The organism is Bradyrhizobium sp. NAS80.1 (genome assembly GCF_001908205.1).
Lineage (GTDB): Bacteria > Pseudomonadota > Alphaproteobacteria > Rhizobiales > Xanthobacteraceae > Bradyrhizobium.
In genome coordinates, this window is record NZ_LGHL01000052.1 from 51,912 (window position 1) to 76,359 (window position 24,448).

The 24,448-nt window shown below is 62.7% G+C and carries 19 protein-coding genes; 14 read left to right on the top strand and 5 right to left on the bottom strand.

Annotated elements, in window-relative coordinates:
* The first annotated feature begins 4 nt into the window (after window positions 1–4).
* The 6 genes from AC629_RS13595 to AC629_RS13620 all read left to right on the top strand — a co-directional run bounded on the left by AC629_RS13595 (window position 5) and on the right by AC629_RS13620 (window position 9,331).
* Window positions 5–3,394, top strand: a complete 3,390-nt coding sequence (locus AC629_RS13595) for a carboxyl transferase domain-containing protein (protein ID WP_084805252.1) — start codon at window positions 5–7, stop codon at window positions 3,392–3,394.
* 422 nt (window positions 3,395–3,816) lie between these two features.
* The gene (locus AC629_RS13600; protein WP_084805253.1) at window positions 3,817–4,548 is read left to right on the top strand and encodes an autoinducer binding domain-containing protein; all 732 of its coding nucleotides are present in this window, start codon (window positions 3,817–3,819) and stop codon (window positions 4,546–4,548) included.
* 196 nt (window positions 4,549–4,744) lie between these two features.
* Window positions 4,745–5,383 carry an acyl-homoserine-lactone synthase gene (locus tag AC629_RS13605; RefSeq protein WP_210419034.1) on the top strand — a complete coding sequence of 213 codons (639 nt, stop codon included), beginning with the start codon at window positions 4,745–4,747 and terminating at the stop codon, window positions 5,381–5,383.
* 33 nt (window positions 5,384–5,416) lie between these two features.
* Complete coding sequence (locus AC629_RS13610) at window positions 5,417–5,950, top strand: cysteine hydrolase family protein (RefSeq protein ID WP_084805255.1); 534 nt, start codon at window positions 5,417–5,419, stop codon at window positions 5,948–5,950.
* A gap of 447 nt (window positions 5,951–6,397) precedes the next feature.
* Window positions 6,398–7,408, top strand: coding sequence for an ArdC family protein (locus AC629_RS13615; RefSeq protein WP_084805256.1), 1,011 nt, complete (start codon window positions 6,398–6,400; stop codon window positions 7,406–7,408).
* A gap of 171 nt (window positions 7,409–7,579) precedes the next feature.
* Window positions 7,580–9,331: a ParB/RepB/Spo0J family partition protein gene (locus tag AC629_RS13620; protein ID WP_084805257.1), complete on the top strand. Its 1,752-nt coding sequence runs from the start codon at window positions 7,580–7,582 to the stop codon at window positions 9,329–9,331.
* 236 nt (window positions 9,332–9,567) lie between these two features.
* Here the strand turns inward: AC629_RS13620 and AC629_RS13625 are convergent, their stop codons facing one another.
* Both AC629_RS13625 and AC629_RS45250 read right to left on the bottom strand, forming a co-directional pair.
* Window positions 9,568–9,783: a hypothetical protein gene (locus AC629_RS13625; protein WP_084805258.1), complete on the bottom strand. Its 216-nt coding sequence runs from the start codon at window positions 9,781–9,783 to the stop codon at window positions 9,568–9,570.
* 100 nt (window positions 9,784–9,883) lie between these two features.
* Window positions 9,884–10,183: a hypothetical protein gene (locus tag AC629_RS45250; protein ID WP_143199109.1), complete on the bottom strand. Its 300-nt coding sequence runs from the start codon at window positions 10,181–10,183 to the stop codon at window positions 9,884–9,886.
* Window positions 10,184–10,779: 596 nt separating this feature from the next.
* Here AC629_RS45250 and AC629_RS13630 point away from each other — a divergent pair.
* The 5 genes from AC629_RS13630 (at window position 10,780) to rlxS (ending at window position 15,583) form a co-directional block, all read left to right on the top strand.
* Window positions 10,780–11,103, top strand: coding sequence for a DUF736 domain-containing protein (locus AC629_RS13630; protein WP_084805259.1), 324 nt, complete (start codon window positions 10,780–10,782; stop codon window positions 11,101–11,103).
* 151 nt (window positions 11,104–11,254) lie between these two features.
* Window positions 11,255–12,016: a DNA -binding domain-containing protein gene (locus AC629_RS13635; protein WP_143199110.1), complete on the top strand. Its 762-nt coding sequence runs from the start codon at window positions 11,255–11,257 to the stop codon at window positions 12,014–12,016.
* Window positions 12,017–12,166: 150 nt separating this feature from the next.
* On the top strand, window positions 12,167–12,388 hold the full coding sequence (locus AC629_RS13640) for a helix-turn-helix domain-containing protein (protein WP_084805261.1): 222 nt from the start codon (window positions 12,167–12,169) through the stop codon (window positions 12,386–12,388).
* Entirely contained in the window at window positions 12,378–12,917 is a 540-nt protein-coding gene (locus tag AC629_RS13645; protein ID WP_210419035.1) for a S26 family signal peptidase, read from the top strand. The genes AC629_RS13640 and AC629_RS13645 overlap by 11 nt, the downstream gene beginning before the upstream one ends.
* A gap of 695 nt (window positions 12,918–13,612) precedes the next feature.
* A complete protein-coding gene (gene rlxS / locus AC629_RS13650) occupies window positions 13,613–15,583 on the top strand; it encodes a relaxase/mobilization nuclease RlxS (RefSeq protein ID WP_084805262.1) in 1,971 nt (656 codons plus the stop codon).
* A gap of 171 nt (window positions 15,584–15,754) precedes the next feature.
* Here rlxS and AC629_RS13655 read toward each other — a convergent pair whose 3' ends face one another.
* The gene (locus tag AC629_RS13655) at window positions 15,755–16,909 is read right to left on the bottom strand and encodes a hypothetical protein (RefSeq protein ID WP_168195473.1); all 1,155 of its coding nucleotides are present in this window, start codon (window positions 16,907–16,909) and stop codon (window positions 15,755–15,757) included.
* On the bottom strand, window positions 16,906–19,137 hold the full coding sequence (locus AC629_RS13660; RefSeq protein WP_084805264.1) for an adenylate/guanylate cyclase domain-containing protein: 2,232 nt from the start codon (window positions 19,135–19,137) through the stop codon (window positions 16,906–16,908). The genes AC629_RS13655 and AC629_RS13660 overlap by 4 nt, the downstream gene beginning before the upstream one ends.
* A 208-nt stretch (window positions 19,138–19,345) precedes the next feature.
* Here AC629_RS13660 and AC629_RS13665 point away from each other — a divergent pair, with 208 nt between their 5' ends.
* Together AC629_RS13665 and AC629_RS13670 are read left to right on the top strand one after the other, a co-directional pair.
* Window positions 19,346–19,696, top strand: a complete 351-nt coding sequence (locus tag AC629_RS13665) for a transposase (protein ID WP_084805265.1) — start codon at window positions 19,346–19,348, stop codon at window positions 19,694–19,696.
* The gene (locus AC629_RS13670) at window positions 19,675–20,493 is read left to right on the top strand and encodes an IS3 family transposase (RefSeq protein WP_245331854.1); all 819 of its coding nucleotides are present in this window, start codon (window positions 19,675–19,677) and stop codon (window positions 20,491–20,493) included. Before AC629_RS13665 ends, AC629_RS13670 begins: the two co-directional genes overlap by 22 nt.
* A 181-nt stretch (window positions 20,494–20,674) precedes the next feature.
* Here the strand turns inward: AC629_RS13670 and AC629_RS13675 are convergent, their stop codons facing one another.
* Window positions 20,675–21,781: a Fic family protein gene (locus AC629_RS13675; RefSeq protein ID WP_084805267.1), complete on the bottom strand. Its 1,107-nt coding sequence runs from the start codon at window positions 21,779–21,781 to the stop codon at window positions 20,675–20,677.
* Window positions 21,782–22,410: 629 nt separating this feature from the next.
* Here AC629_RS13675 and AC629_RS13680 point away from each other — a divergent pair.
* Window positions 22,411–24,438 carry a conjugal transfer protein TraG gene (locus tag AC629_RS13680; protein ID WP_084805268.1) on the top strand — a complete coding sequence of 676 codons (2,028 nt, stop codon included), beginning with the start codon at window positions 22,411–22,413 and terminating at the stop codon, window positions 24,436–24,438.
* Window positions 24,439–24,448 lie beyond the last annotated feature (10 nt).

Genomic DNA, 24,448 nt, shown 5'->3' on the forward strand with positions numbered 1-24,448 from the left:
TTTGATGAAACGACTGTTGATCGCAAATCGTGGCGAAATCGCAATCAGGATCGCCAATGCCGCGGCAGATCTGGGCATCGCCACCGTGGGCATCTTCTCCGAAGACGACGCGGCCTCGCTGCACACACGCCGCAGTGACGAGGCCAGATCGTTAAAGGGCATTGGCCCCGCTGCCTATCTGGACATCACGCAGATCGTTGCTGTAGCGAAGGAGAGCGAATGCGACGCGGTTCACCCTGGCTACGGTTTCCTAAGTGAGAACGCAGAATTTGCACGGGCGTGCGAAAGCGCCGGACTGACCTTCGTCGGACCCACCCCCGAAACCCTCGACCTGTTCGGCAACAAGGCCAGCGCCCGTGCCCTGGCGCAAAAATGCGGGGTGCCCATCCTGCGGGGCACGTCGAAAGGCACCAGCCTCGACGAGGCCACTGCGTTTTTCGACGAAGCCCGCGACGGCATCATGATCAAGGCGATCGCCGGGGGCGGGGGCCGTGGCATGCGGCCAGTCCGCGACAAAGCGGAACTCGAACGCGCTTTTCAGCTCTGCCAGACCGAGGCCAGGCAAGCCTTCGGCAATGGCGACCTCTATGTCGAGGAGCTGTTTCCCCGCGCCCGCCACATCGAGGTGCAGATCGTCGGCGATGGTCAGGGGCACGTCAGCCATTTGTACGAACGTGAATGCAGCATTCAGCGGCAGCGCCAGAAGATCATCGAAATCGCCCCGGCGCCGGTCCTGTCCGGGCAGACCAGGCGCGATCTGTACGAGGCGTCGCTCAAGCTCGCGAAGGCGGCCAATTACCGCAATCTCGGCACGTTCGAGTTTTTGGTGGAGGCAACGGCCGGCAAGCGTTTCGCCTTCATCGAGGCGAACGCCCGCTTGCAGGTCGAGCATACCGTCACCGAGCAGGTGACCGGCATCGATCTCGTAACCGCGCAACTCGCGATCGCCGGCGGCAAGAAGCTTGCCGACTTCGGCCTGGAGCAAGGCGCGATCTCGCCGCCGCGCGGCATCGCCATGCAGCTCCGCATCAACATGGAGACGATGAAGGAGGATGGCAGCGTGCGGCCCGCGGGCGGGACGCTGACGGCGTTCGATCCGCCGATTGGGCCCGGCATCCGCGTCGACGCTTTCGGCTATTCCGGCTACCAGACCAATCCGCGCTTCGATTCGTTGCTGGCCAAGGTGGTCGTCCACGCGGTGCAGGGCGATCTTGGCGACGTCGCGAACCGTGCCTATCGCGCCCTGTCCGAGTTCCGCATCGTCGGGCTGCCGACCAACACGTCCTTTCTGCAGGCGATCCTGCAGAACGCCGAATTCCGGTCCGGCGCGTTCGATACGCTTTTCGTCGAGGAGCGGATCGAGGCACTGGTTCAATCGGCCAAACATCCCGCCCGCTTCTTCGCGCCTCAACCGGCAGCATCCTCGACGAAGCTGGCCGGCGCGAAGGTCGACAGCCGCGATCCACTCGCAGTTCTGAACCACGGACGAACCGCGGCGGAGCCGTCCAACGAGCGAGCGAATGACACTCCTCCGCCGATACCCGCTTTCGAGGGGAGTGGACCGGAAGGCACCGTCACGCTGCCCGCACCGATGCTCGGCACGATCGTGTCACTGGACATCGAGGAAGGTGACGTCGTCAGCCTCGGCCAGCAGATGCTGGTGATGGAAGCGATGAAGATGCAGCACGTCATAAAGGCGACAACAGGCGGCGTTGTCCGCATGATCAACGTCGTGCCGGGCGATACCGTCTATGAAGGTCATCCTCTGCTGTTCATCGAGCCGGGTGAGGATTCCGGAGGGTTGCTCGTTGCAGAGAGCGAGGCCGACCTCGACGAGATCAGGCCTGATCTCGCGGAAGTGCTCGCGCGCCAGACCGTATTGACCGACGAGCATCGGCCCGATGCCGTCGCGCGGAGGCGCCGGACTAACCAGCGAACGACGCGGGAGAACATCGCCCAGCTCGTGGACCCCGGAACGTTCGCCGAGTACGGCGGGCTCGTCCTTGCCGCTCGTCGCCGTACCGTCGATATGGACGAACTCATCCATACCACGCAGGCCGACGGCCTGATTGCCGGGACCGCGCAGGTCAACGGAACGCTCTTTCCGCCCGACAAGGCTCGCGTCGCGGTGCTCGCCTATGACTACACGGTCCTTGCCGGCACCCAGGGCAAGAAGGGACACGAAAAGAAGGACCGCATGTTCAGGCTGGCCGAGCAGTGGCGGATGCCGACCGTGATGTTTGCCGAAGGCGGCGGGGGACGCGGCAGCGATACCGATGCGTTCGGCGTGGGTGCCCTGCAGCTCGACACCTTTCATCGTTTCGCCCGCCTCAGCGGCCTGGTGCCGTTGGTCGGCATCGCTTCCGGCCGTTGCTTCGCTGGCAACGCCGTCCTCCTCGGCTGTTGCGACGTTGTGATCGCCACGGCGAACTCGACCATTGGTATGGGTGGACCGGCGATGATCGAAGGTGGCGGCCTCGGCGTCTACCGGCCCGAGGAAGTCGGTCCGATAAGCGTGCAGGTGCCGAACGGCGTCGTCGATATTGCGGTCGAGGACGAAATCGAGGCGGTCGACGTTGCAAAGAAATATCTTTCTTACTTCCAGGGACCTCTGAAGGAATGGACCTGCGCCGACCAGCGAAAGCTCCGCCACGTCGTGCCGCCGAACCGGCTGCGCGCCTACGACATGCGAAACCTGATCGAGACGCTTGCTGACGACGGTTCGTTCCTGGAGCTCCGCAAGGGTTTTGGCCACGGCATGATCACCGCGCTCATTCGCGTGGAGGGGCGACCGATCGGCGTTGTCGCCAACAATCCGGCACATCTTGCCGGGGCCATCGACAGTTCGGCTGCCGACAAGGGCGCGCGCTTCATGCAGCTCTGCGACGCGCACGACATCCCGTTGCTGTTCCTTTGCGATACGCCGGGCAACATGGTCGGCCCGGAGCATGAAAAGACTGCGCTCGTGCGCCACTGCTGCCGATCCTACCTTGTCGGAGCCAACGTCTCGGTGCCGACCTTCACCGTGGTGATCCGAAAGGCCTACGGACTTGGGGCGCTCGGCATGGCCGGCGGCAGCTTCCATGCCTCGGTCTTCGCGATCTCCTGGCCGACCGGTGAGTTCGGCGGCATGGGCCTCGAGGGGCAGGTGAAGTTGGGTCGACGCAAGGAGCTGGCCGCGATCGAGGATCCGGATGAGCGCCTCCGGACGTATGAGACTTACGTTGCGCAGATGTATGAGCGCGGTAAGGCGCTCAACACCGCGTCACTGTTTGAGCTCGACAACGTGATTGATCCTGCCGAGACGAGAAACTGGGTGATCGCAGGGCTCAATTCCGTGCCGCCGCCTCCGCCGCGGACCGGCAAGAAACGTCCCTTCGTGGATGGGTGGTAAGTGCGATGGCGTCCAAGGTAGCCTAGTCACTGGCTACTGATGCGAGCTTTCTCTTTGACATTTCGGCTCCCAGCGCTCGGCGTCGACACCGGCAGTGCTGTTCAAGCCAACATCAAAGCGGCGCTAGCGAGCGGACTCAGAAGGCTCGCTGCCCCCCGAAAAGAGTGCGATGGGTGCCACTTGGGCATCGCGCATCGAGTTGGGACGAGCTCGGGACCACCGCAGCATTCTCAGCACGTTGCTGCGGCGTGCCGATATCGCAACGCCGTCAATGGTGAGGGCGCCGTCGCGTAGATGAATGGGCGGGCCGGGTCGCGCTTCGGATCTGCAACCAAGGAGTGCATGTAGAGAAATCTAATGAATTGGTGGTGCAGACGATTGGATGAATAGCGAAGGGGGTCGTCTAAGGCGGTCGAAAGCGAATGATACCAGTCGAAAATACATTCCAGGAGTTTATCGACGCAATCCAGACGGCAGGCGATGCAAACGCATTTGAACGGCTTGCTGCGCGCTTAGCGCAGAAGCTTGGGTTCCAGCGGTTTGCTTATCTGCGCCTTGCAAGCGACACTTCCCTGCTAATCTCCTCCTATCCGAAATCCTGGACCAGCCGTTACTTCGATCTCGGTTATCAGCAGCTCGACCCAGTCATTCTTCGTGCCAAGATCGAACGTGACCCCTTCTGTTGGGGAGGGGTCGCTCGCGCGCCGGCAGGGAATCGGGAGCAGCGTCAATTTTTCGATGAAGCGAGCACATTCGGCATTCGATCAGGAATCACGGTGCCGATCAGGGGCGGCTTTGGGCGAGTGGCCGCCTTCACTTTGGCGACCAGCGAGCGCGAGAGTGATCCGGATCGCCTTGTTAGTGAGTGGAAAGATGTTGTCCACCAGGTAGGTCTATATTTCCATGTTCACGTCGTTGCCAGGCTCGATGCAGCGTTGGCCGCACAGCCGTTTACGGCAAGCGAACTGACCCAGCGGGAGCACCAGTGCCTTGCCTGGACGGCGCAAGGAAAAACGGTTGCCGACATTGCGGTGCTTGTCGCGATCGCGCCTCGTACAGTTGTTTTTCATCTCGAGAACGCTCGCCGCAAACTGGGCGCATCGTCGATTGCGCAATGTGTTGCCGTGGCCTTGCGCCGCGGCCTCCTGAGCTAGTCGATTTCGTTACCCCACGACCAAAAGAAATTGATGTGCGGATGCGCTGGTGGGGGCCCGGCGAGGCGAATGGCCATTGGCCTGCCAAGGTAATCCAATGTGGTCCAGCCGGAGAGGCTGCACCTGAAAAATCTGACAGGCGATCACTGGATCGTTTTCTGCTCTCAAGACCTCCTGAAACCTGGAGGAGGCCGGCATGCACGCCATTGCACTTCAAACGTCCCAACTCGGTCACCATTTGGATTTTCTAACATCGATGTATCGCCTCCGCCGTCGCGTCTTCAAGGATCGGCTGGACTGGAGCGTATCGGTCTCAGGCGACCTGGAAATCGATATCTATGATGCCCTGAGCCCGACCTATCTTCTCGCGGTCTCAAACGCGGAGGAGGTTCTGGGTTGTGTCAGGCTCTTACCAACGCTTGGTCCGACGATGCTTGCCGATACCTTTGCGGATTTGCTGGGTAGCCGCACTGCGCCGAGAGACGAGCGCATCCTGGAAAGCTCACGATTTTGCGTCGACACCGAGCGCGCTGCCGAATCTGGTCGAAGCGGGTTCAATCGCGCAACTTTCGTGCTGTTTGCCGCGATGCTCGAGGCGATGCGCGCGAGGGGAGCGCGATCCATCGTGACCGTTACCGACACGCGAATGGAGCGTATTCTGAGGCGTGCTGGCTGGCCCTTGGAACGACTATCCGAGCCACAGCCCATTGGGCAGACCAAGGCGCTCGCGGGATTTCTTCACGACTCGGATCAGGCACTTGGAGCCATGTATCGACAGGCCGAGGTCGACGGGCCAGTTCTGGTCGCGACCGGTTCGGAAGGCAAGGCTGCTTGATCTCCTCGCGCCTCTGCTGGGCAGTGTCGTATCATGCTGGCTAATCCGCACCAGAGCTGCGTCATCCTCCTGAACGTGACGCGGGGCGGCAAGGTGGACGCTCAGGCGTCCGCCTCCGACCACGATGGAGCCGTCGCTCTGCTGCCGGCTTGTCGGGAGCTGTTTGGCGTCCGCCAAATCGCTGTTGGCGAATATCAGCATGACCTTCTTCCCAATCAAGTTGCGGCCTGCATCGAACATCTTGATGTCGACGCCTTGTCCTCGTGGCGAGATCCGCGGCTTGCTGCGCGGCTTACGGAGCTTAACACTGGCATCATCTTCCTGGGCGGAGCATTTCTCGAGGAAGAGGTGCTGATTGCCGCATTGGCAGGAGCAGCGCACGGCTACGAGATCCGGTTGCTTTCGGATCTATCATTTGGACGTCGGGAAGCCGATCGTCCTCTCGCTCTCACCCGGCTCGCCCATTACGGCATCCTCGCAACCACGATCCGGCAGGCCTTACTGGAATGGTCCGTGTCTCTCGGCGATCCGGCTCTCAGCCGCAGGGTTCAAGACTTGCTTTCGTAGTGGCACCCCCGCAAGCGACCGAGCTTACGGGCCGGGCTCTCGTGAACCGAGCCCGCTTCACGGTCTCGGCCTTCGGCTTCGATCCCTGGCGGAACCACTGTGCTCTTGAATTGGTGTTGGCGGCCACGGCCGCGAACTCGACCAGGGCGACGAGCATACCAAGACGCCAAAAGCAGCCTCTTATTGAGCCGGCCGCATGCGGCCGACGCATTTTATTGCCCCCGGCAGGCGCGGTGGGCGGCGCTCCCGTATAGCCCCGAACCGGCGGGCCGCAACCGCGCTTTCTCAAAGACTTCCATGACGATTGTTGGCGCAGCGCGGTCCTCCGCTGTCGCTCCGGCCGTTCCGGTGCGTCCCGCCTCTGACGTTCGGGGCTGTCCGGTCGCTCTTCGCCGCCCACCCCGCCTTCCGGGGCAGGGCGCGGAAGAGGAGCGAACGGAGATCGTCATGGCCAAACGTTCAACGAACAACATTGCGACCAAGCCGAAGGCAAGTCTCTATGAGGAGATTACAGCCCAGATCATCGCTGAGCTTGAGGCTGGCGTCTTTCCATGGGCCCGGCCATGGGGGAGCGGGGGCGGCAATCAGGCCTTCGCGCTGCCGCGGAACGCGGCAACAGGCAAGTCCTATTCCGGGATCAACGTCCTGATCCTTTGGGGCCGGTTGTTCGAATGCGGCTTCACCTCCCAGCGGTGGGTTACCTTCCGTCAAGCCTCGAGCCTTGGCGGCACCGTGCGCAAGGGCGAACAGGGCATCACCGTCTGCTATGCCGATCGCTTCATTCCCAAGCGCGAGCCAGCGGCTGCAAGCAGCGCCAGTCAAGACCGGCCAGCGAAGGAAGAGGCATCCGTCCCCTTTCTCCGCCGCTATACCGTTTTCAACGTCGATCAATGCGACAACCTGCCAGACCACTGCATCGCGGCACGCCCGCCGCTGCCCGAGCGCGAGATCGCGCCGCAAGCCGAAGCGCTCGCAACCGCGACGCTCGCCGATATCCGTATCGGTGGAATCGAGGCCTTCTACAACCCATCGGACGATACCGTCCACGTCCCGCCGCAACCGGCTTTCTTCGAGCAGATCAACTATTATCGGACGCTGTTTCATGAGCTTGGGCACTGGACCGGCCATCCGCGCCGCTTGAACCGCGACCAGTCAGGTTCGTTCGGCTCGAAGCTTTACGCCAATGAAGAATTGGTCGCCGAGCTGTCAGCGGCCTTTGTTTGCGCTGCCCTGTCCATCAAACCAACAGTCCGGCACGCCGACTATCTGGGATCTTGGCTGAACGTGCTTCGCGAGGATAGCCGCGCCATCTTCCGCGCCGCGAGCAAGGCCAGCAAGGCCGCCGACTTCCTGCTTGCGTTCGGCGGCGACACCGCCGCCGGATCGGAGGCCGGGCCGCAACGGCTCAGTGACCGGCAGACGGCAATGTCCGCCGGCGAGGTGACGGCCGCAGGTTAACAGCGCCCACGCCCGCCGCGCCTCGTCCCGTCGCAGGGTGGCCAAGGCCACCCATTGCGTCGCCGCTCACAGCCGCCCCTCCCAACATCCCACCGCCTCTCGACATCGGGCTCTCGATGAGGCCGCACGCAACCAGTCGAGCCCGTCTTTGCAAGTGAAAGGAAAGCCAAAATGGAACTGCGCAACATAGCCCTCAGCGACCTCAAGATCGCAACCGTCAACGTCCGGCACAGCCGCAAAGCCCCCGACATCTCCGATATCCTGCCGTCGATCCGCGCGCGAGGCGTCCTGCAACCGTTGCTCGTCCGGCCTCACGGCGAGACCTTCGAGATCGTCGCGGGCCGTCGGCGCTACTTTGCCGCAAGCCGGGTCGCCGAAGAGCAGGGCGTGCCGACCAGCGAAGTGTTGCTGCCCTGTGCCGTAGCGGCAGGCGACAGCGACGCGGATGCCATGGAAGCATCCCTGATCGAGAATGTGGCGCGCGCTCCGATGGACGAGCTAGAGGAGTACGAGGCATTCGCCAAGCTCCTGAAACAGGGGCGCAACGTCGCCGACATTGCAAGCACCTTTGGGCAGACCGAACGCTACGTCAAACAGCGCCTTGCGCTCGCCTCGCTCCAGAGCGCCATCAAGGATGCCTATCGCAACGGCGACATCGAGGCGGAGGATATGCAATTGCTCGCGACCGCCACGCGACGCCAGCAAAAGGAATGGGTCGCAGCCTTTCAGGCCGAGAACAACCCGGCAAGTAAAGACCCGATAAGCGACGAGGGCGCGCCAAGAGGCCGTGACCTCCGGCAATGGTTGTTCGGAACCGATCAGATCGCAACCAGCGTGGCGCGGTTTTCGGTCGATGCCTACAAGGGCGACATCATCGCCGACCTCTTTGGCGACGTCAGCTACTTTGCCGATGTGGATGCCTTCTGGGCCTTGCAGAACGCCGCCATTGCGAGCTTGCGGGACGAACTGGCGGGACAAGGGTGGACGGTCATCGTGCTCGACAGGGGAACGCGCTTCCCGGCATGGCAATATGACGAGGCCGAGTTGGAGGAAGGGGGCGAAGCCTTCATCGAGGTCCGAACCAATGGCGAGATCGAAGTCCACCAAGGCTACCGGGCCTATGAGAATGGGCACGTCTCGAATGAATACGGTCGGGAAGGCGACGGAGAGCGCGGGGCGCCTGCCGCAAGAGCCGAACTGACCAAGGCGGCTGAGAACCATCTTGCCCTGCACCGGCATGCCATCGTCCGAGCCGAGCTGCTCGCCCATCCGGGCATCGCGCTGCGTCTAGCAGCGGCCCACATGATCGCTGGCTCGACGCTCTGGAGCGTCAAGCCCGATCCGCAGCGCGCCGACAAGGAAACGACCGCGGAAAGCCTTGCGGCCAGTTCCGCGCAGGCGGTGCTGGCGGCCGAGCGTGGCGCGGTGCTCGACTTGCTCCAGATGGAGAAGAGCTATTACGGCACGCTCACTCGGGGCAACGGCGATGCGCATACGGGCGCAAGCCTGTTCGCCCGGCTGCTTGCGCTTTCCGACGAGGCCGTGCTCAGGGTCGTTGCGCTCGCGATGGCCGAAACGCTTGCCGCAGGATCTACGCTGACCGAGGCGGTGGGCATCGTGATCAAGCCCAACGTCGCGCGGTGGTGGAAACTGGACGACACCTTCCTTGACCTCTTGAAGGACCGCGCCGCGATCAATGCGCTCCTCGCCGAACTCGCAGGGCAATCGACGGCCGACGGCAATGTTGCCGAAACAGGCAAGGTGCAGAAGAAGATCATCCGAGACTGCCTGAACGGCGAGGGAAGGGAGCGCGTGGAGGGCTTCGTGCCGCGCTACATGGCTTTTCCGCCAGGGCATTACGACCCCAACAAGGCCTTCGAAATTGCCCGCACGGCGGAGGCCGTTAACGCTTTGTTTACCTGAGCTTAGGCGGCTCGATTCGGGCGCGAAGGCTGCCTTCGCGCCCGAATTTTGCGCGTGCCGAGTCGCCCCCGAGTCAATCTGGGGGGCCGCAAATTTAGCCGGCCGGCGCGGCCGCGACTCATCCTATAGCTCGGCTCCAGGCCAATGCCGCCCCGCATCATGGAGCCAACGATGGTAAACCCGTTCAGGGGATTTCCCGAACCGCATTCGGTGAAGCTACGACGCATTTGTCTCGCTCAAGCTGCCGTCTGTCTGTCGGCGCTGACGTCCACCGCAGTGCTGCTGTCGAGGCTCCTGCCTGCCGTCGTGAGCGGGCTTAACTGACGGATCGGCGCGATCAGTCGATCAGGCTCGCGGCAAGCTTGCATCTGCAGCGCTCCTACATCCGACCAGCCATAAAATGAAAAGCCGGACCACATGGCGCCAGCGCGCCCGCAGTCCGGCTTAACCATCTAGATTCTCCACTCTCACCAGCGCGACCTGCTCGACTTCACGCGAAGCCTGCTGCAGCATCGCGGTTCAGGCGGGAGCGAGACCGGTCAGCGAGAAAACCTACTTCTTTTTCTTGGCTTTCTTCGTGGCGGTCTTTTTCGCCTTGGTCGCCTTCTTTGCTTTCTTCGCCTTCTTGGCCATGAGACCTCCGTCAATCCTTGGAAAGATGAACCAATCAAAACGCGGACCTTGAGAAATCGACAAAGTGTAACACCGAATTGCAAGATTGACATTCGAGGCGTTCAGCTCGCTCTCGGCTCGAGCGTTCGAGTCGTTTCTCGCGCGGCTCGTACGTAGCAACTCGCGCACGAGAACGCCCCCGCAAGCGGTGCTCGCGAGAGGCCGATCGGCACCGTTCAACTGGCTTCCTGGGCGGGCACACTCGCAAAGGCGTCACAATGCCTGCGTCAAACCGAGAAGGGCATAGAGCTTGCGAGGCTCGAACGTGGGCGCTTGCCAAGCGACAGGCTCACATCGTCCTTGCCGCCGCTCTCGCCGCAATAAATCCAGCCTGCGCCGATCTCGACGCCCTGAGTGAAGCTGCGAGACGGGATGGATTCCGGTGTTCTCGTCTCAATCGATCCGGCAATCTCTGGGCCGGCTCGATATGGTCTTAAGCTGGCCCTTGTAGCTGCCGTCGCATCTTCTGCCGGCCGATCGGCCGGGTCTTTTCCTCTTTGTTCGTTGGCGGGTCCGATCTCCCTGCGCGTGGCGAAGAGACCTATGGGAAGCGCTCCGCCTGCCAAAACCCTCGCCGCCAGCTTTTTTCCCCGCCGGACGAAAAGGTCCGGCTCCTCGCGGCCGCTGACGCTTTCAAAAAAAGCCGTCGGCTCAGGTGCTCCGCATTCGCTCCGCCCCGCGGAAGACCCGCGGGTTCGAAGGCGTTTCGCTTCCCATCACGGTCTCGCCATCGCGAGGGGATCGGCTCCTCGCGAACAACCAAAGAGGACAAGACCATGACTGCGATCGGATACGTCACCAAGAACGACAACGGTAGCTACAAGGGCCAGCTCAAGACCGTCTCGATCCGGGCGGACATCGATATCATCCCGAACCGCGACAAGAGCGCCGAGACTCATCCCGACTTCCGTGTCTTCACCCAGAGCGTCGAGATCGGCGCAGGCTGGATCCGCCGCGGCGAGAACAGCGGCAAGGACTATGTGAGCCTGTCGCTCGCAGCGCCCGAGTTCGGCCCGCGCAAGCTCTACGCCAATCTCGGCCGCGCCGCCGGCCAGGACGACGACAGCGTGTTCGCCCTGATCTGGAATCCGGCGGATTGATGCCGTTCGGCCCTCGCAAGCGCCGCTTGCGGGGGCCGCTCTCTTGCTCCATTTTGGTCGAAACGATCCGAACCAGCAAAACGTCGAGGCGGGGCACCTCTTGAATCATCCAGTCACAGCGTCGTGTCGCGGCTCCGACGATCGCGCCGTCTTGCGCGACGTCGCCGGATACGATGGCGGCGACTGGGCATGGGAGTTCTTGCGTCTGAACAAAGACTACGTCGCCGACTGGCGGCGGTCCCTGCCGAGGCATTTGCCATGCATTCGCTTGAACGATGGGACTCAGCTTTTGCGTTTGCCACGGCGTTTTCCTCATGCCGAAAAATGGGGGCTTCATGCCTTCGCCGACCCTGCGCTCCGTCCCGACCAGGCGCCGGTGTTCTGGCATGCAAATGCGCTGAAACGCGCCGTGCGGGTGAACGCAAAAAGGCCGAGCGGAGATGAAGACGAACGCGTGTACCGGCTCACCGACTTCAAGGCCGATCGGCGGGCGGTCATCGGCGTCGATGGCATCGCGCGGGTGCTGATGAAGGGCAGGGGCACTCAGGTCGCTGTCGAAATCCACGGCCTTCAGGTGCTGACCGCGCCCTTTGCACCTGGCTTTGAGCTGAACGATCTCTCCGCTCTTGGCGCACAAACCGAGCTCCTGAAACGCTTGCAGCGCTTCACCGAGCCGGACATTAGAGAGATTCAAAAGACGGCGTACGAGGAGCGCCTCCATCACGCGCTGATCGCGCTCGAGGAGAGCCTGAGCGGAAAGACCTATCGCCAGATCGCAATCACCATCTTCGGAGAGAAAAAAGTTGCCGAGGAATGGCAGGGTCCTAGTCAATTCTTGAAGGATCGCACGCGACGGCTGGTCGCCAAGGGAACCGAGTTGATGAAAGGCGGCTATTGCGAGCTGCTCGGCTGATCAGTTTCCCCGTTCGCTTGCTTGACGAACTTGGCTCCCGCCGCATGGCGAAACAACAGCCGTCATCTTCGCCACTCCTCAAACCCCTCCAATCTGACGACGCTTCTTCTTGCATCTTTCGGTTGTACGAAGTGCGGGAAGGAAAGTTGGATGACGACGAAAAGCGACGACAAGGAACCGGATAAGCCGTTCCTCAACACGGTGGAGGCCGCCGCCTGGCTCAGGCTCACCAAGAACACGCTCGAGAAAATGAGGGTCCACGGACGAGGCCCTGAATACCGCAAGCACGGGCGCTACGTCCGCTACCACATCGAAGACCTCGTGGAATGGTCGAAGGCCAACAAGCGGAGGTCGACGTCCGATGAGGATTGATCAAGCAAGACTGTGGCGCCAGGCCACCACGCTTTCGGCCATGTGCGCCGGCATCATCACGCTTCTGATGTCGTCTGCGCCCGCAGTACCGCTCCTGATCTACAATGCATCGGGCAGCGTGCGGCTCGGCTTCTACTACCTGGATCAGCGGCTGCCGGGGCGCGGCGAACTCGCCGTCTACAGGCCGACCGCCGCGGTCGAGCTTTTGATTGTCGCGCACGGAATCCTGCCGGCTCCAGTGCCGCTTCTGAAGCGGGTCGAAGCCGTCGGCGGCGACGAAGTCTGCCGCGCCAAGGAGCCGATCGGCGCCATCGCCATCAACGGCAAGGTTGTGGCCGAGGTGCTGGAGAAAGACAGAAGAGGGGCGCCGCTGCCGTCCTGGGAAGGCTGCATGAGGCTCGTCGAGGGAGAATATTTCCTGCTGCAGCCGCATCCAGATTCGTTCGATTCCCGGTATTTCGGGCCGGTTCTTCGCTGCGATATTCTGGGCGTGGCGCGGCCTCTTTGGACCTGGAATCCGGATATGTGAACGATTGACGACGACGGGCACGCATGGCGCGCGCCCGTCGTATTTGCGATCGGGTCGAGCCTTGATCGGCAGCAGTGCGGGTAACGCTGGCAGGCAAGTCTTCCATGACAGGACTGATGAGAGCCTCCACGACGCCCCCGCCGAATCGCGACATTGGTGATCAGAACATTTGAGCTCGCAACAGCTCGCGCAGGGGCTGGCCCTTTAAAAGACGCTTTTCTCTTGAGTGGGGGGACTTGCGCGCGTGAGACCAACTCACCAAGCACGGCCAAGGCTTCGGCGAGCAGCTCGGCATCCGCTCCGTTTCGGGAAGACTGCGTCACCTCTTTATCTCCATCGCATCGCAATTGCGGACCGAGCCATATCGATACAATAGACCACTGTTGCCGCTGCTGCTTGTCCAATCTTGGGCGTTTCAAGAGGGGCCGGATTGTGCTCAGGCGGCGGGACTGGCGGGAGTCGTGTAGGGGGGGAGGGCGAGAGGGCGAGTGGGCGAGTGGGGAGGGCAAGATAAAAGCACCGGCGCTACGGAGCGCCTAACACATTGTCTGCACATCCAAGTGTTGGCGACAGCGCTGGCGGCGATGGCGCCAAGTGAGTTCTAAGGCAACGATCGCGCTCATTGATTGCGTCTGCGGCTTGGCAGCCGAGCGCTGGGTTCACATATCCGCCGTCTTGCAACGGGGATTTGCGTCATGCCCGGCATCGACGATGACGAATTCGAGGTCAGGCTTGGGCGGATCGGTAATCGCAAAGCCAGGCGAGTGCGGAGCTATCTTCGGCGCGTACGCCAGGCGGCAGAGAAGGTCGGCACCGGTGCGCGTCGCGCATCGAGCTTCTCCGGTGGCCGGATCGGCCGCGGGCACGCGCAAGGCGCGGTGCTGGCCGGACGAGGGCGAGGCAAGGGCCAGCGCCGTGTCGTGATCAAGGCTCGCATCGTGCGCATCAAGGCCGGCGATCCGGGCGCCATCCAGGCGCATCTGCGCTACGTCCAGCGCGACGGCGTTACACGGGAGGGCGAGCGCGGCGAACTCTACGACGCAAGCAGCGATCGTGCGGACGGCAAAACCTTCACGGAACGGAGCGCCGGCGATCGCCGCCAATTCCGCTTCATCGTGGCGCCGGAGGACAGCGCGGAGCTCTCCGACCTTAAGCCGTTCATCCGCGATCTGATGCGGCAGATGGAAAGCGATCTCGGCACCAGGCTCGACTGGGTCGCCGCTGATCATTTCAACACCGGCCATCCTCACACCCACGTCGTTCTGCGTGGAAAGGATGACAAGGGACATGACCTCGTGATTGCCCGCGACTATATCGCCCACGGCTTGCGGGCGAGGGCCGCGGAGCTGATCACCCGGGAGCTCGGTCCGGAGACCGAGATCGAGGTCTCGCGCAAGCTTCAGCAGGAGGTCACGGCCGAGCGGTTCACTCGCCTCGACCGGGCCATCCTGCGCGACGCGCCGAATGGCGTTCTGGAACTGAGCGCGACGCCGGCAAGAGATCCGGTCTGGCACTCCGCACGAATGGGACGGCTGCGAACCCTCGAGCAGATGGGGCTCGCGGAAGAAGCCGATCCCGGCCATTGGCGGATCGATGCTGGGCTGGAGGCAAAGCTCAGGCGCATGGGCGAGCGGGGCGACATCATCAAGACCATGCACCGAGAGATTACTGCGGCCGGCCTGTCGCGAGCCGCTGGCACCTACACGATCTTCGATCCGGATCAGAGCAGCCAGCGGCTGGTCGGTCGTGTCGTCGGTGAGGGGTTTTCGGATGAATTGAGAGAACGCCGCTATGTCGTCGTGGATGGCATCGACGGGCGGACGTACTACGCCGAGATCGGCAGCCTCTCGGGCCAGGATGAGCCGCCGGTCCGGAACACGATTATTGAGCTTAGCTCTCGCGCGGCGGAACCGCGCCAGATCGATCGAACCATCGCCAAGATCGCCGCCACCTACGACGGTCGCTACAGCGACCACCTTCATCGCCAATTCGACCCGCAAGCATCAAACGAGTATGTCGCAAGCCATGTGCGGCGCCTGGAAGCGATGCGCCAGGAGGGCATGGTGAATAGGCTCAGCGACGGGAGCTGGTCGGTCGGCGAGGATCATCTTGATCGTGCGCTTCAGTATGAGAGCCGCCAGCGCTTGCGCAATCCAGTCCGGATTGCAGTGCTGTCGTGGCAGAGGCTCGAGGATCTCCCGCAGGCTATGGGCGCGACCTGGCTTGATCGTCAGCTTGTCGCCAAGACGCCCGAGGTGCTTGGGCCAAGCGGAATGGGGGCCGATGTCGAGACGGCAATGCGAGCGAGACGGCAATGGTTGATCGAGCAGGGGCTGGCGCGCGAGCAGGATGGTCAGGTGCGTTTTGCACGGGACTTGGTGCGAACGCTTGAGGCTCGTGAACTGAGCCGGGCGGCTGCGGAGATTTCGGCGCGAACGGGACTTGAGCACCTCGACGTCAAAGCCGGCGACAGTCTCACGGGCGTCTATCGGCGCATGCTGACCTTGAACAGTGGCCGCTTCGCCCTGATCGAGCGGTCCCATGACTTCGCACTGGTGCCTTGGCGGCCAGTTCTCGAACGAGCGCGTGGACAGATGGTCGCGGGCCGCGTTGGCGGGGAGGGCATATCATGGTCGATCGGCGTCAAACGCGGGATTGGACGCTAGGGAATGCCGGAATCGCAGCCAAAAAGCGGACGTCGATCTAGGGTGGGGAAACCTCTCAGGGCGATAAGCTGACTTCGCGGGGAAGGCAGCTTCTGGCGCAAAGCGGACTTTCCGCCAGAACCGCATGTCTCAGAAGGGCCAAACTCGGAAGTCGCCAGGTTGCGCGGTTTACTAGGCGAGCGCGGCGAGAAGCGTTTGCGCTTCCGCAATCTCGGGAAACTCCGACGTCGGCACGAGGCCTTCGAGCGCCGGGGCGAGCACGGCGTCGGCGTCGGCAGGACGTCCGGCCGACCCGTAAAGCTTTGCCAGCGCCAGAGCGGCACGCAGCTCGAAGCTTCGCGCTTTCTGCTCCCTCGCGATGGCGATGGCGAGGACAAACGCTTCCTCGGCGGGTGCTCGGTTGGCGGGGTCGCGTCTTAGCAGCATTTCGCCGCGCGCGCGATGCAGATCCGCTTCGAACGCGCGATACCCGCTGCGGTCGCAGGTCGCCAACGCTTCGTCGAGGATCGCGACAGCACGGTCGAGATCGCCTGCGCGAAACTCGGCCTCAGCCAGCGCGATTTTGAAGAGTCCGTCGAAGAACAGAACATTCTGTTCGCGCAACATGTCGACGCCGCGACGCATGCCGTCGAGTCCACTGCCAATCTCGCCGCTCGCAGCGGTCGCCAAACCCTCAAGAAACACGCCGAACGGGCGCCAAAAGTCGAGATCATACTCGCGCGCGACGCGCGCAAGCTCAGAGGCGTTCGAGGCGAGCTTCGAAAGGTCGCCGCGAATCAGATCGAACATGGCTGCGAGCACTCTCCCAAGCGCGCGCGTCTGGACATGTGCGAGGCCCCCGATCCGCACCTGCGCGCTGCCAACGAGGGAAACCGCGCGTTCGATTTCGCCCAGCGGCCACAATGCAATCGCGAGGAAGAGCATGTCCGCGACGCCCACGTCGTGTCCAAAGCGAAAGGCCAGATCGTCGTCTCGCCCGGGCCGGAACAACGCGAGCGCGCGTTCTAGATGATCGCGCGCTTCGACATACTCCCCAGCGAACCAGTGGGTGTTCCCGACGACGCGATGCGCGACGCCAGCCTCAGGCGAATCGGGTCTTGCCGCGACGTCGCGGAGGAAGGCCGCCGCGTGCGCTTTCATCGCGGGCAGTTCGCCGCGCACGTAGCTGCCGACCCAGAGGCCGTAGTCGGCCGCCAGGCGCGCGGGCGTATATCCTTCGCCGGATTCTGACTCGCGGATCCTTGCGAAGGTCTCCGTCGTTTCCCGCGCTCCATAGCCGCGCGCCGCGATGAGCGCGTTGCCATAGGCCACGCGCAGCTGCGTCATTCGCGGCCGCTGTGCGGATTCGGTCTTGGCTTTCCCAGCTTGCGCCTCGGTCGCGCTGTCCGCCATTTCAATCGCCTTGCCGAGATGGGCGATCGCCTCCTGGAAAGCCGAACGACGAAGCGCCCGGTCGCCCGCCTTTCCCCACCATTCGATCGCGAGGTCGTCGAGGCCGGCCTCAGTGAAATGATGCGCGATGACCTTGGCTCGGCCGCCGCCGTGTCGGCGAAGCGGTCGCGCAAGATTTCCGCTACGCGCTGGTGCAGCGCCTGGCGCCGGCTCTTCAAAAGATTCTCGTGGGCCGCGTCCTGAATGAGGGCGTGCTTGAAGCGGTAGTCGGAGTCCGGTGGTATTCCCTGGACCAATACGATGTCGGCTTCGGCGAGCTTTTCGAGCGCCGCCTGCAGCGGCGCATCTTCCGTCCCTGTCACATCACGCAATAGGCCGTAGGAGAATCCGCGCCCGATCACGGCGCCCATCTGTGCAACCTCGCGCGCCCGGCCGAGCCGGTCGAGCCGCGCCATGAGCGATTGCTGCAACGTCGGCGGGATTGCCTCCATGCCACCATGCGCGCCGCGCTCCAGCAAAAGCCGCGTCACTTCCTCAACAAAGAGCGGTACGCCGCCGGTTCGCTCGGTCACGCCGTCAACCACTTCCTTAGGCAAGGCGTAGCGAGCGGCAAGCTCGCCGACCATCTGGCACACCTGCGAGCGATCCAGCGGAGCCAGGGAGATTGCGCTGTGATGCGAGCGGACGCCCCAAGGCGGCCGGAATTCCGGCCGGGCAGTGATGAGTACGAACAAAGGCGCCAGCGCGCCGCGTTCGGCAATGCCGCGAAGCAAATCGAGCGTGGTCGGATCGGCCCAATGTAAATCCTCAAGCGCCAGCACCGCCGGCTGAGTTCGCGCGCCGGCCATTACCCAATTGGTGAGCGCTGTCAGCTGTCGGCGCCGCAACACTTCGGGGTCTAAAGTCGCTGCACGGTCCTGCGGTAAGGGAATGTCCAATAGTGGCGCGAGTAAGGGAGCATTCGCCGCCGGGTCGAGCTTGACCAGTGCCAGCGTATTCTCCAGATCTGCGAGACGCTGCTCGGCAGGTATGTCGGCACCGCCGAAGCGCTGGCGGCCCCAATCGGCGATCGGGTGCAGCGGCGAATTTTGCAGAAGCTGCGAGCAACTCCATTCGACCCAAGTGTGCGGCACCTCGCGCAGCCGGGGATGGAATTCCTCGATCAGCCGCGATTTTCCTAATCCCGGCTCGCCCACAATCATCACCAACTGCCCGTTGCCTTGCTGCGCCCGTTCCCAGCGCCGCATCAACATCGCGATCTCTTCCTCGCGGCCCACCAGCGGCGTGAGATGGCGTTGTCCCCCGCGGCGCCCGCCACCGCTCGCCCGTATAAGACGGTATAGCGTCACTGGCTCTGGCACGCCCTTAAGTTCATGGCTGCCGCGTTCCTCGACGACGAACAGACCGGCGACCTGATGCTGCACCCGCGCCGTCATCGCAACCGTGCCCGGCTCTGCGAGCGCCTGCACCCGCGCGGCGATGTTTGGCACGTCACCGTAAATCTCGCCCGCCGCATCGACCACGACCGGTCCGGTTTCTATCCCGACGCGCGCGTTAAGCGCTGGCTTGCCAGCATCAGCATTCTTGCGGTTCACCTCGGCGAGCGCCCGTTGGATCGAGAGTGCGGCCCGCGCCGCGCGTTCGGCGTCGTTCTCCTGCGCCACCGGATAGCCGAACAGCACCATGAGCCCGTCGCCTAACTTCTTGGCGACATGGCCGCCCATCTCGGTCACGGCTGCGCAGGCGGCATCGAGATACGCTCCGACCAGGTCGCGCCATTCTTCAGCGTCGAGCTGCGCTGAAATGCCCGTCGAACCTACGAGATCGCAGAACATCACCGTAAGGTAGCGGCGCTCGCCGCCGATCTGGGCCGCGGCCCAGGCCGGCGGTAGTGTTGCGGTTGGGATTGCCTCTGACGTGACGGGTGTGCGACGCAACGCTGCAGTTGCCTCAGCGGGCGCGGCTGGTGCGTTCTTCTCGACAGCGTTGATATCGGCGATCGCGCGTAACATTTTTCGGCGATCACCGAGGACGACACCGAGTTCTTTCAGGTCCTGATCGGTCAGTTCGCACAGGATTGAGAAATCAATCCGATTTTCAGCAAAACGCTGGGCGTACTCGGACATGCCGAGCTTTTCGAGCCAGTCTGCAATTTGCTGCATAGCGGCCCCCTACGGATTTTGCGCTATCTGTTCCGGACCGGCAGGACAAAGTTTACCACCATGCGCCAGCTTATTGTAGCCGCCCCGGCGCAGCTGCATGTCGGTTCAGGGGCAAACTGCGACTTCACGGTGGAGTGGGCCCCTGGGGCCGGACAGGGTTGAATTTAAGATTTGACCACTATGCCGGGCTTTCGAAGGACGAAAGCCCATGGCCAAGCACCGCATTCACAGCATCGAGTTCAAGCGCCAGGTCGCACAAGAGTTTCTCGCCGGCGAGACCCTGCACGGTCTGGCGAAGCGCTACGATCTGTCGCGCACTCTGGTCCGCATTTGGGTCCAGAAGTTCGAGGCCGGCGCCCTCGATGAGGACGCCGTCGCAGCCGACCTGGTCGGGCAGTACGAGGCGCGGATAGCTGCCCTCGAACGACTGGTCGGCAAGCAGGCGCTGGAGCTGGAGCTTCTAAAGGGGGCTCTGAACAGCGCACCGCGGCCGAAAAGCGCGCCTACATCCGTGATTGCCGGCCCGCCGGGCTCTCCATCGCGGAAGGATGCCGGCTGATGGGGATTGCCCGCTCGACCTATTACGAGGCCACGCCGACGACGACCGATGACACCGCGATCGTCCAAGCGATCGCCGCGATTTGCGACGAGTTCGAATGCTACGGCTGGCGGCGCGTGCGCGCGGCGCTGCGGCAGCGGGGGATGATCGTCAACCACAAAAGAATCAAGCGCCTCATGCGCGAGCACGGTCTACAGCCGAGGACCCGCCGCCACCATGTCGCGACGACCGACAGCGATCACGACCAGCCGATCTTTCCCAATCGAGCGAAGGACATGACCGTTGACGGGCCCGACCAACTGTGGGTCGCCGACATCACCTACGTCGCGATCGCCGTCGGCTTCGTCTATGTCGCTGTCATTCTCGACGCGTGGTCGCGCCGGGTGGTCGGCTATGCGATCAGCCGCTCGATCGACGCGCGGCTGACGATTGCCGCCCTCACGGCCGCGGTCGAGCGACGACGGCCGCCGGCTGGATGCGTGCATCATTCGGATCGGGGCTCGCAATACGCCTCCGCGCGCTATCGCGACGCACTGGCGGCGCACGCGCTCGTCGGCTCGATGGGGCGGCGCGGCAATCCGTACGACAACGCCAAGGCGGAGAGCTTCATGAAAACCATGAAGGTCGAGGCGGTCTATCCGATGGCGTACGAAACGTTCGAGGAGGTCATCGAGAACCTTCCCCGCTTCATCGACGAGGTTTACAATAGACGCCGATTGCACTCCGCTCTCGGCTATCTCAGCCCGCAACAATTTGAGGATCAGCACGCCCGGCAGAGGGTCAAATCAGCCGCCTGACCCTGTCCGGCCCCAGGGGCCCACTCCACGGGGAGGGCAGCTGTTGGCGCAAAGCGGACCATCCGCCAGCACCGCGCGTCTCAGAAGGGCCGCTTGCGGACTTCGAGCTCAGACGCGGCAATGTCCGCTTGAGGCAGTGGTAGATTGAGCCCGATCGCCTTACAGAACTTGGTGCAGATCTTCAGAGCGATGCGAGGGAGTAACTTGTGCTTCTCCCACCACCCTCGTCCCTGGTGAGTATGCCTTGGTTGACGAGACCCTGAATGTCACGCAAGGCGGTGTCGGGCGAGCATTTCTCAATCGTGGCCCATTTGCTTGATGTCAGCTTGCCCTCGAAACCATCAAGTAGTCGGTTCAGCATATCTCGTTGCCGATCGTTAATCTGCGCAGTGGCATGCCGCTTCCAGAAATCCGCCTTTTCAAGCACGGCCGCCAGAATGGTCTCAGCTCCGCTGAAGGCGCGATCGAGGCAGCCCAGAAACCACTCAAGCCACAGTGTGACGTCGAGGTCGTCCTTCTGGGTGCTCTCCAGCATGTCGTAGTAGGTCTTCCGCTCGCTGCGTATCTGGGCGGACATGCTGTAGAAGCGCTGCGGAATTCCTTCAGAGCGGGCAAGGGACATGTCGGCGATGGCGCGCGCGATGCGTCCATTGCCATCCTCGAAGGGATGGATGGTCACGAACCACAGATGCGCGATCGCGGCCTTGATGATCGGATCGATCTTCTCCTCGGTGTTGTACCACTTCAGAAACGCGGTCATTTCAACATCGAGCTTTTCGGCGGTCGGGGCCTCGTAGTGGACGCGCTCACGACCATAATCGCCCGAGACGACCTGCATCGGCCCCGCCGATGCATCCCGCCAGGCTCCCACCGTGATCTTCTTCAGGTTGCTGCGGCCCGTTGGGAAGAGTGAGGCTTGCCACCCGAACAGCCTCTCCGCGGTGAGCTCGGCTTTGAATTTCTGAGTGGCGTCGAGCATCATCTCGACAACGCCTTCGACATTGCGGTCTGCCGAGGGCAAGCTGCCCGCGTCCATGCCAAGCCGACGCGCCAGCGACGAGCGCACCGCCTCCTTGTCGAGTTTCTCTCCCTCGATCTCGCTGGACTTGAGGACCTCTTCGGTCAGCGTGGTCAGGACAGCCTCTTCCTGCTGGGGGAACCCAAGGGTCTGCATCCGGCCGATGAGCTGGCCCTGCTTGAGCCGGACGGCTGCGAGCTGCTTCGCCAAAGCGTCGGAATCCCAGGAAAAGTGGGGCCAATTGGGCAATTGGTGGATGTAGGTTGTCATTCTCCGCACTCCTTGCGGAGAATATGGCGGCTATTCCCCGCATCCGCAAGGGGATTTGCCGCATTTTCTGCGGAGAATAGAGGGGCTATTCCCCGCATCTCGTTGGCGCCCCGGGCATGGTTGCGATTTCGTTAACGACCCGCCCCGACACGTTCGGCCTCGCAAATCCGCTGCGCGTGAACGTCCTTTGCGACGATTGCTTTGCCAAGGTGCGTCAATGAGACGGCATGGCGCGACGACGAGATAGCTGAAGGGCCGATCTCTCGCGCGAAATTATACTCGTTTCGCGGAATGAGTATAACCGGCCCGTCTTCGGATTCTCGGTTGATGCCGCAAAATCGAAAATAGACGCGCTAACGAGATCATTCGATTCGCATCGCTTCCTTGCTCGCGATGTCGGTGAGCTGAGCAATCATTCGAGCCGGAGGATTGATCCAGTTTAGTCAGGCCGTTCACCTTCTATTGAGCCGCTTCCTCGACCACGCTGAAACTGGCGCATCGTCGATCTCGCATTGATGAGTTTGACCGACACGGATCTCGTTGCCGACCGCGATTTTTATTCCGGTTGAATGCTCGGGCTGCTCCCGCTTTTCATCGCGCTCGCAAGTAGCGAGTGAGTGGGGCGGAAGATGTTTCCAGCAAAAATCTATGTCGGTCAGATCGCCGTCGTGTTCAGCATCGTTGTGGTGTCGACGTGGGGCGCGACGCAATGGACCGCTGCAGCTCTCGGCTATCAGCAGCGGCTGGGCGAGCCCTGGTTCCTGATCGTCGGCTATCGCGTCTATCTGCCTTGGCGATTGTTCGAGTGGTGGTTCGCCTACGAGGCCTATGCGCCCGAGATATTCGAGGAGGGCGGAGCCATCGCCGCCACCGGTGGCATCGCGGGCGCGCTGTTTGCGATCGTCAATTCGGTGTGGCGCGCGCGCCAAAGCCAGATGGTGACGACTTACGGTTCGGCTCGGTGGGCGATGGCGAAGGAGATCAAGGCGGCCGGCTTGTTCGCGTCGAAGGGCGTTTTCTTAGGCCGTCTTGAAAACAACTATCTGCGCCACGACGGCCCGGAGCACGTCATGTGCTTTGCGCCAACGCGGTCGGGCAAGGGCGTCGGACTGGTCTTGCCCACATTGCTCTCGTGGACGTCGTCGGCGGTGGTGCACGACATCAAGGGCGAAAACTGGGAACTGACCTCCGGCTGGCGATCGACGTTCTCGCATTGCCTGTTGTTCAATCCCACGGATTCGCGGAGCGCCCGCTACAATCCGCTGCTTGAGGTGCGCAAAGGAGCGGCCGAAGTCCGCGACGTCCAGAACATCGCTGACATCCTGGTCGACCCTGAAGGCGCGCTCGAACGCCGTACCCATTGGGAAAAGACCAGTCATTCGCTGCTGGTCGGCGTCATTCTGCACGTCCTTTATGCAGAAGAGACGAAGACGCTCACCCGCGTCACCGAGATCCTGGCCGACCCCGCGCAGTCCTTCGAAAAGACGCTCAGGATCATGCTGGCAACCAATCACCTCGGCACCGAGGCGGAGCCGAAAGTACACCCCGTCGTCGCCGCGACCGCACGAGAGCTTCTGAACAAGTCCGAGAACGAGCGCTCCGGCGTTCTCTCGACCGCCGTGAGCTTTCTCGGACTATATCGCGATCCCGTCGTCAGCCGAAACACGGAGAATTGCGACTGGCGCATCGCGGATCTCGTGAGTGCCGACAAGCCGGTCACGCTTTATCTGGTCGTTCCGCCTTCGGACATCAGCCGCACCAAACCGCTAATCAGGCTGATCCTCAATCAGATCGGCCGCCGACTGACCGAGACGCTGAATACCAAGGCCGGTGGCCCCACGCACCGCCAGCTCCTGATGATGCTGGATGAGTTTCCGGCACTTGGCCGGCTCGACTTCTTCGAAAGCGCTCTCGCGTTCATGGCCGGCTATGGCATCCGCGCCTATCTGATTGCGCAATCGCTCAACCAGATCGCAAAGGCCTACGGCGAAAACAACGCGATCCTGGACAATTGTCACGTCCGTATTGCCTTTGCCGCCAACGACGAGCGCACCGCCAAACGCATTTCGGACGCCCTTGGGACCGCAACCGAACTACGTGCACAGCGCAACTATGCCGGTCATCGGCTGGCTCCCTGGCTCGGCCATGTCATGGTCAGCCGCCAGGAGACCGCGCGTCCTTTGCTGACGCCAGGCGAAGTGATGCAGCTGCCGCCCGACCAGGCCATCGTTTTGGTTTCGGGCCTTGCACCGGTCCGGGCGATCAAGCTCCGGCATTATGAGGACGCAAACTTCGTCAACCGCCTGCGCAAGCCGCCATCCTTGGCGGATGACGAATATGCCGACCGGCCGCCGGCCCGCACTGACGATTGGCGCGGCGAGGTGCGCACCACCGACCTTCGCCTGGCGACGCTGCCTTATCGCGAGCTCATGCAGGCTGGAGGCGAGGAGGGCGGTCTCAAGCAGCAACTGGCGTTGTTCGACGAAGCCGCACCTGCTGTGAGCGAGGCTCGCGTCTTCGAGGAGCGGCTGCTTGATGATGAGTCCGACGTCGCAGCTGACCGCAGCCAGATGCAGCAGGCCGCAAACGCATCCAGCGCCGTACGCCGAGCCCACGCCGTCACCCGCGACGACGACGACCTTCTTCCCTCTTTCTGAAGAGCATCCC

What these genes read in the sequence shown, in the direction of transcription:
- AC629_RS13595 (WP_084805252.1), top strand. Translation starts at nt 5, where the DNA reads ATGAAACGACTGTTGATCGCAAATCGTGGCGAAATCGCAATCAGGATC.
- AC629_RS13600 (WP_084805253.1), top strand. Translation starts at nt 3,817, where the DNA reads ATGATACCAGTCGAAAATACATTCCAGGAGTTTATCGACGCAATCCAG.
- AC629_RS13605 (WP_210419034.1), top strand. Translation starts at nt 4,745, where the DNA reads ATGCACGCCATTGCACTTCAAACGTCCCAACTCGGTCACCATTTGGAT.
- AC629_RS13610 (WP_084805255.1), top strand. Translation starts at nt 5,417, where the DNA reads ATGCTGGCTAATCCGCACCAGAGCTGCGTCATCCTCCTGAACGTGACG.
- AC629_RS13615 (WP_084805256.1), top strand. Translation starts at nt 6,398, where the DNA reads ATGGCCAAACGTTCAACGAACAACATTGCGACCAAGCCGAAGGCAAGT.
- AC629_RS13620 (WP_084805257.1), top strand. Translation starts at nt 7,580, where the DNA reads ATGGAACTGCGCAACATAGCCCTCAGCGACCTCAAGATCGCAACCGTC.
- AC629_RS13625 (WP_084805258.1), bottom strand. Translation starts at nt 9,783, where the DNA reads ATGGTTAAGCCGGACTGCGGGCGCGCTGGCGCCATGTGGTCCGGCTTT.
- AC629_RS13630 (WP_084805259.1), top strand. Translation starts at nt 10,780, where the DNA reads ATGACTGCGATCGGATACGTCACCAAGAACGACAACGGTAGCTACAAG.
- AC629_RS13640 (WP_084805261.1), top strand. Translation starts at nt 12,167, where the DNA reads ATGACGACGAAAAGCGACGACAAGGAACCGGATAAGCCGTTCCTCAAC.
- AC629_RS13645 (WP_210419035.1), top strand. Translation starts at nt 12,378, where the DNA reads ATGAGGATTGATCAAGCAAGACTGTGGCGCCAGGCCACCACGCTTTCG.
- rlxS (WP_084805262.1), top strand. Translation starts at nt 13,613, where the DNA reads ATGCCCGGCATCGACGATGACGAATTCGAGGTCAGGCTTGGGCGGATC.
- AC629_RS13655 (WP_168195473.1), bottom strand. Translation starts at nt 16,909, where the DNA reads ATGACGCAGCTGCGCGTGGCCTATGGCAACGCGCTCATCGCGGCGCGC.
- AC629_RS13660 (WP_084805264.1), bottom strand. Translation starts at nt 19,137, where the DNA reads ATGCAGCAAATTGCAGACTGGCTCGAAAAGCTCGGCATGTCCGAGTAC.
- AC629_RS13665 (WP_084805265.1), top strand. Translation starts at nt 19,346, where the DNA reads ATGGCCAAGCACCGCATTCACAGCATCGAGTTCAAGCGCCAGGTCGCA.
- AC629_RS13675 (WP_084805267.1), bottom strand. Translation starts at nt 21,781, where the DNA reads ATGACAACCTACATCCACCAATTGCCCAATTGGCCCCACTTTTCCTGG.
- AC629_RS13680 (WP_084805268.1), top strand. Translation starts at nt 22,411, where the DNA reads ATGTTTCCAGCAAAAATCTATGTCGGTCAGATCGCCGTCGTGTTCAGC.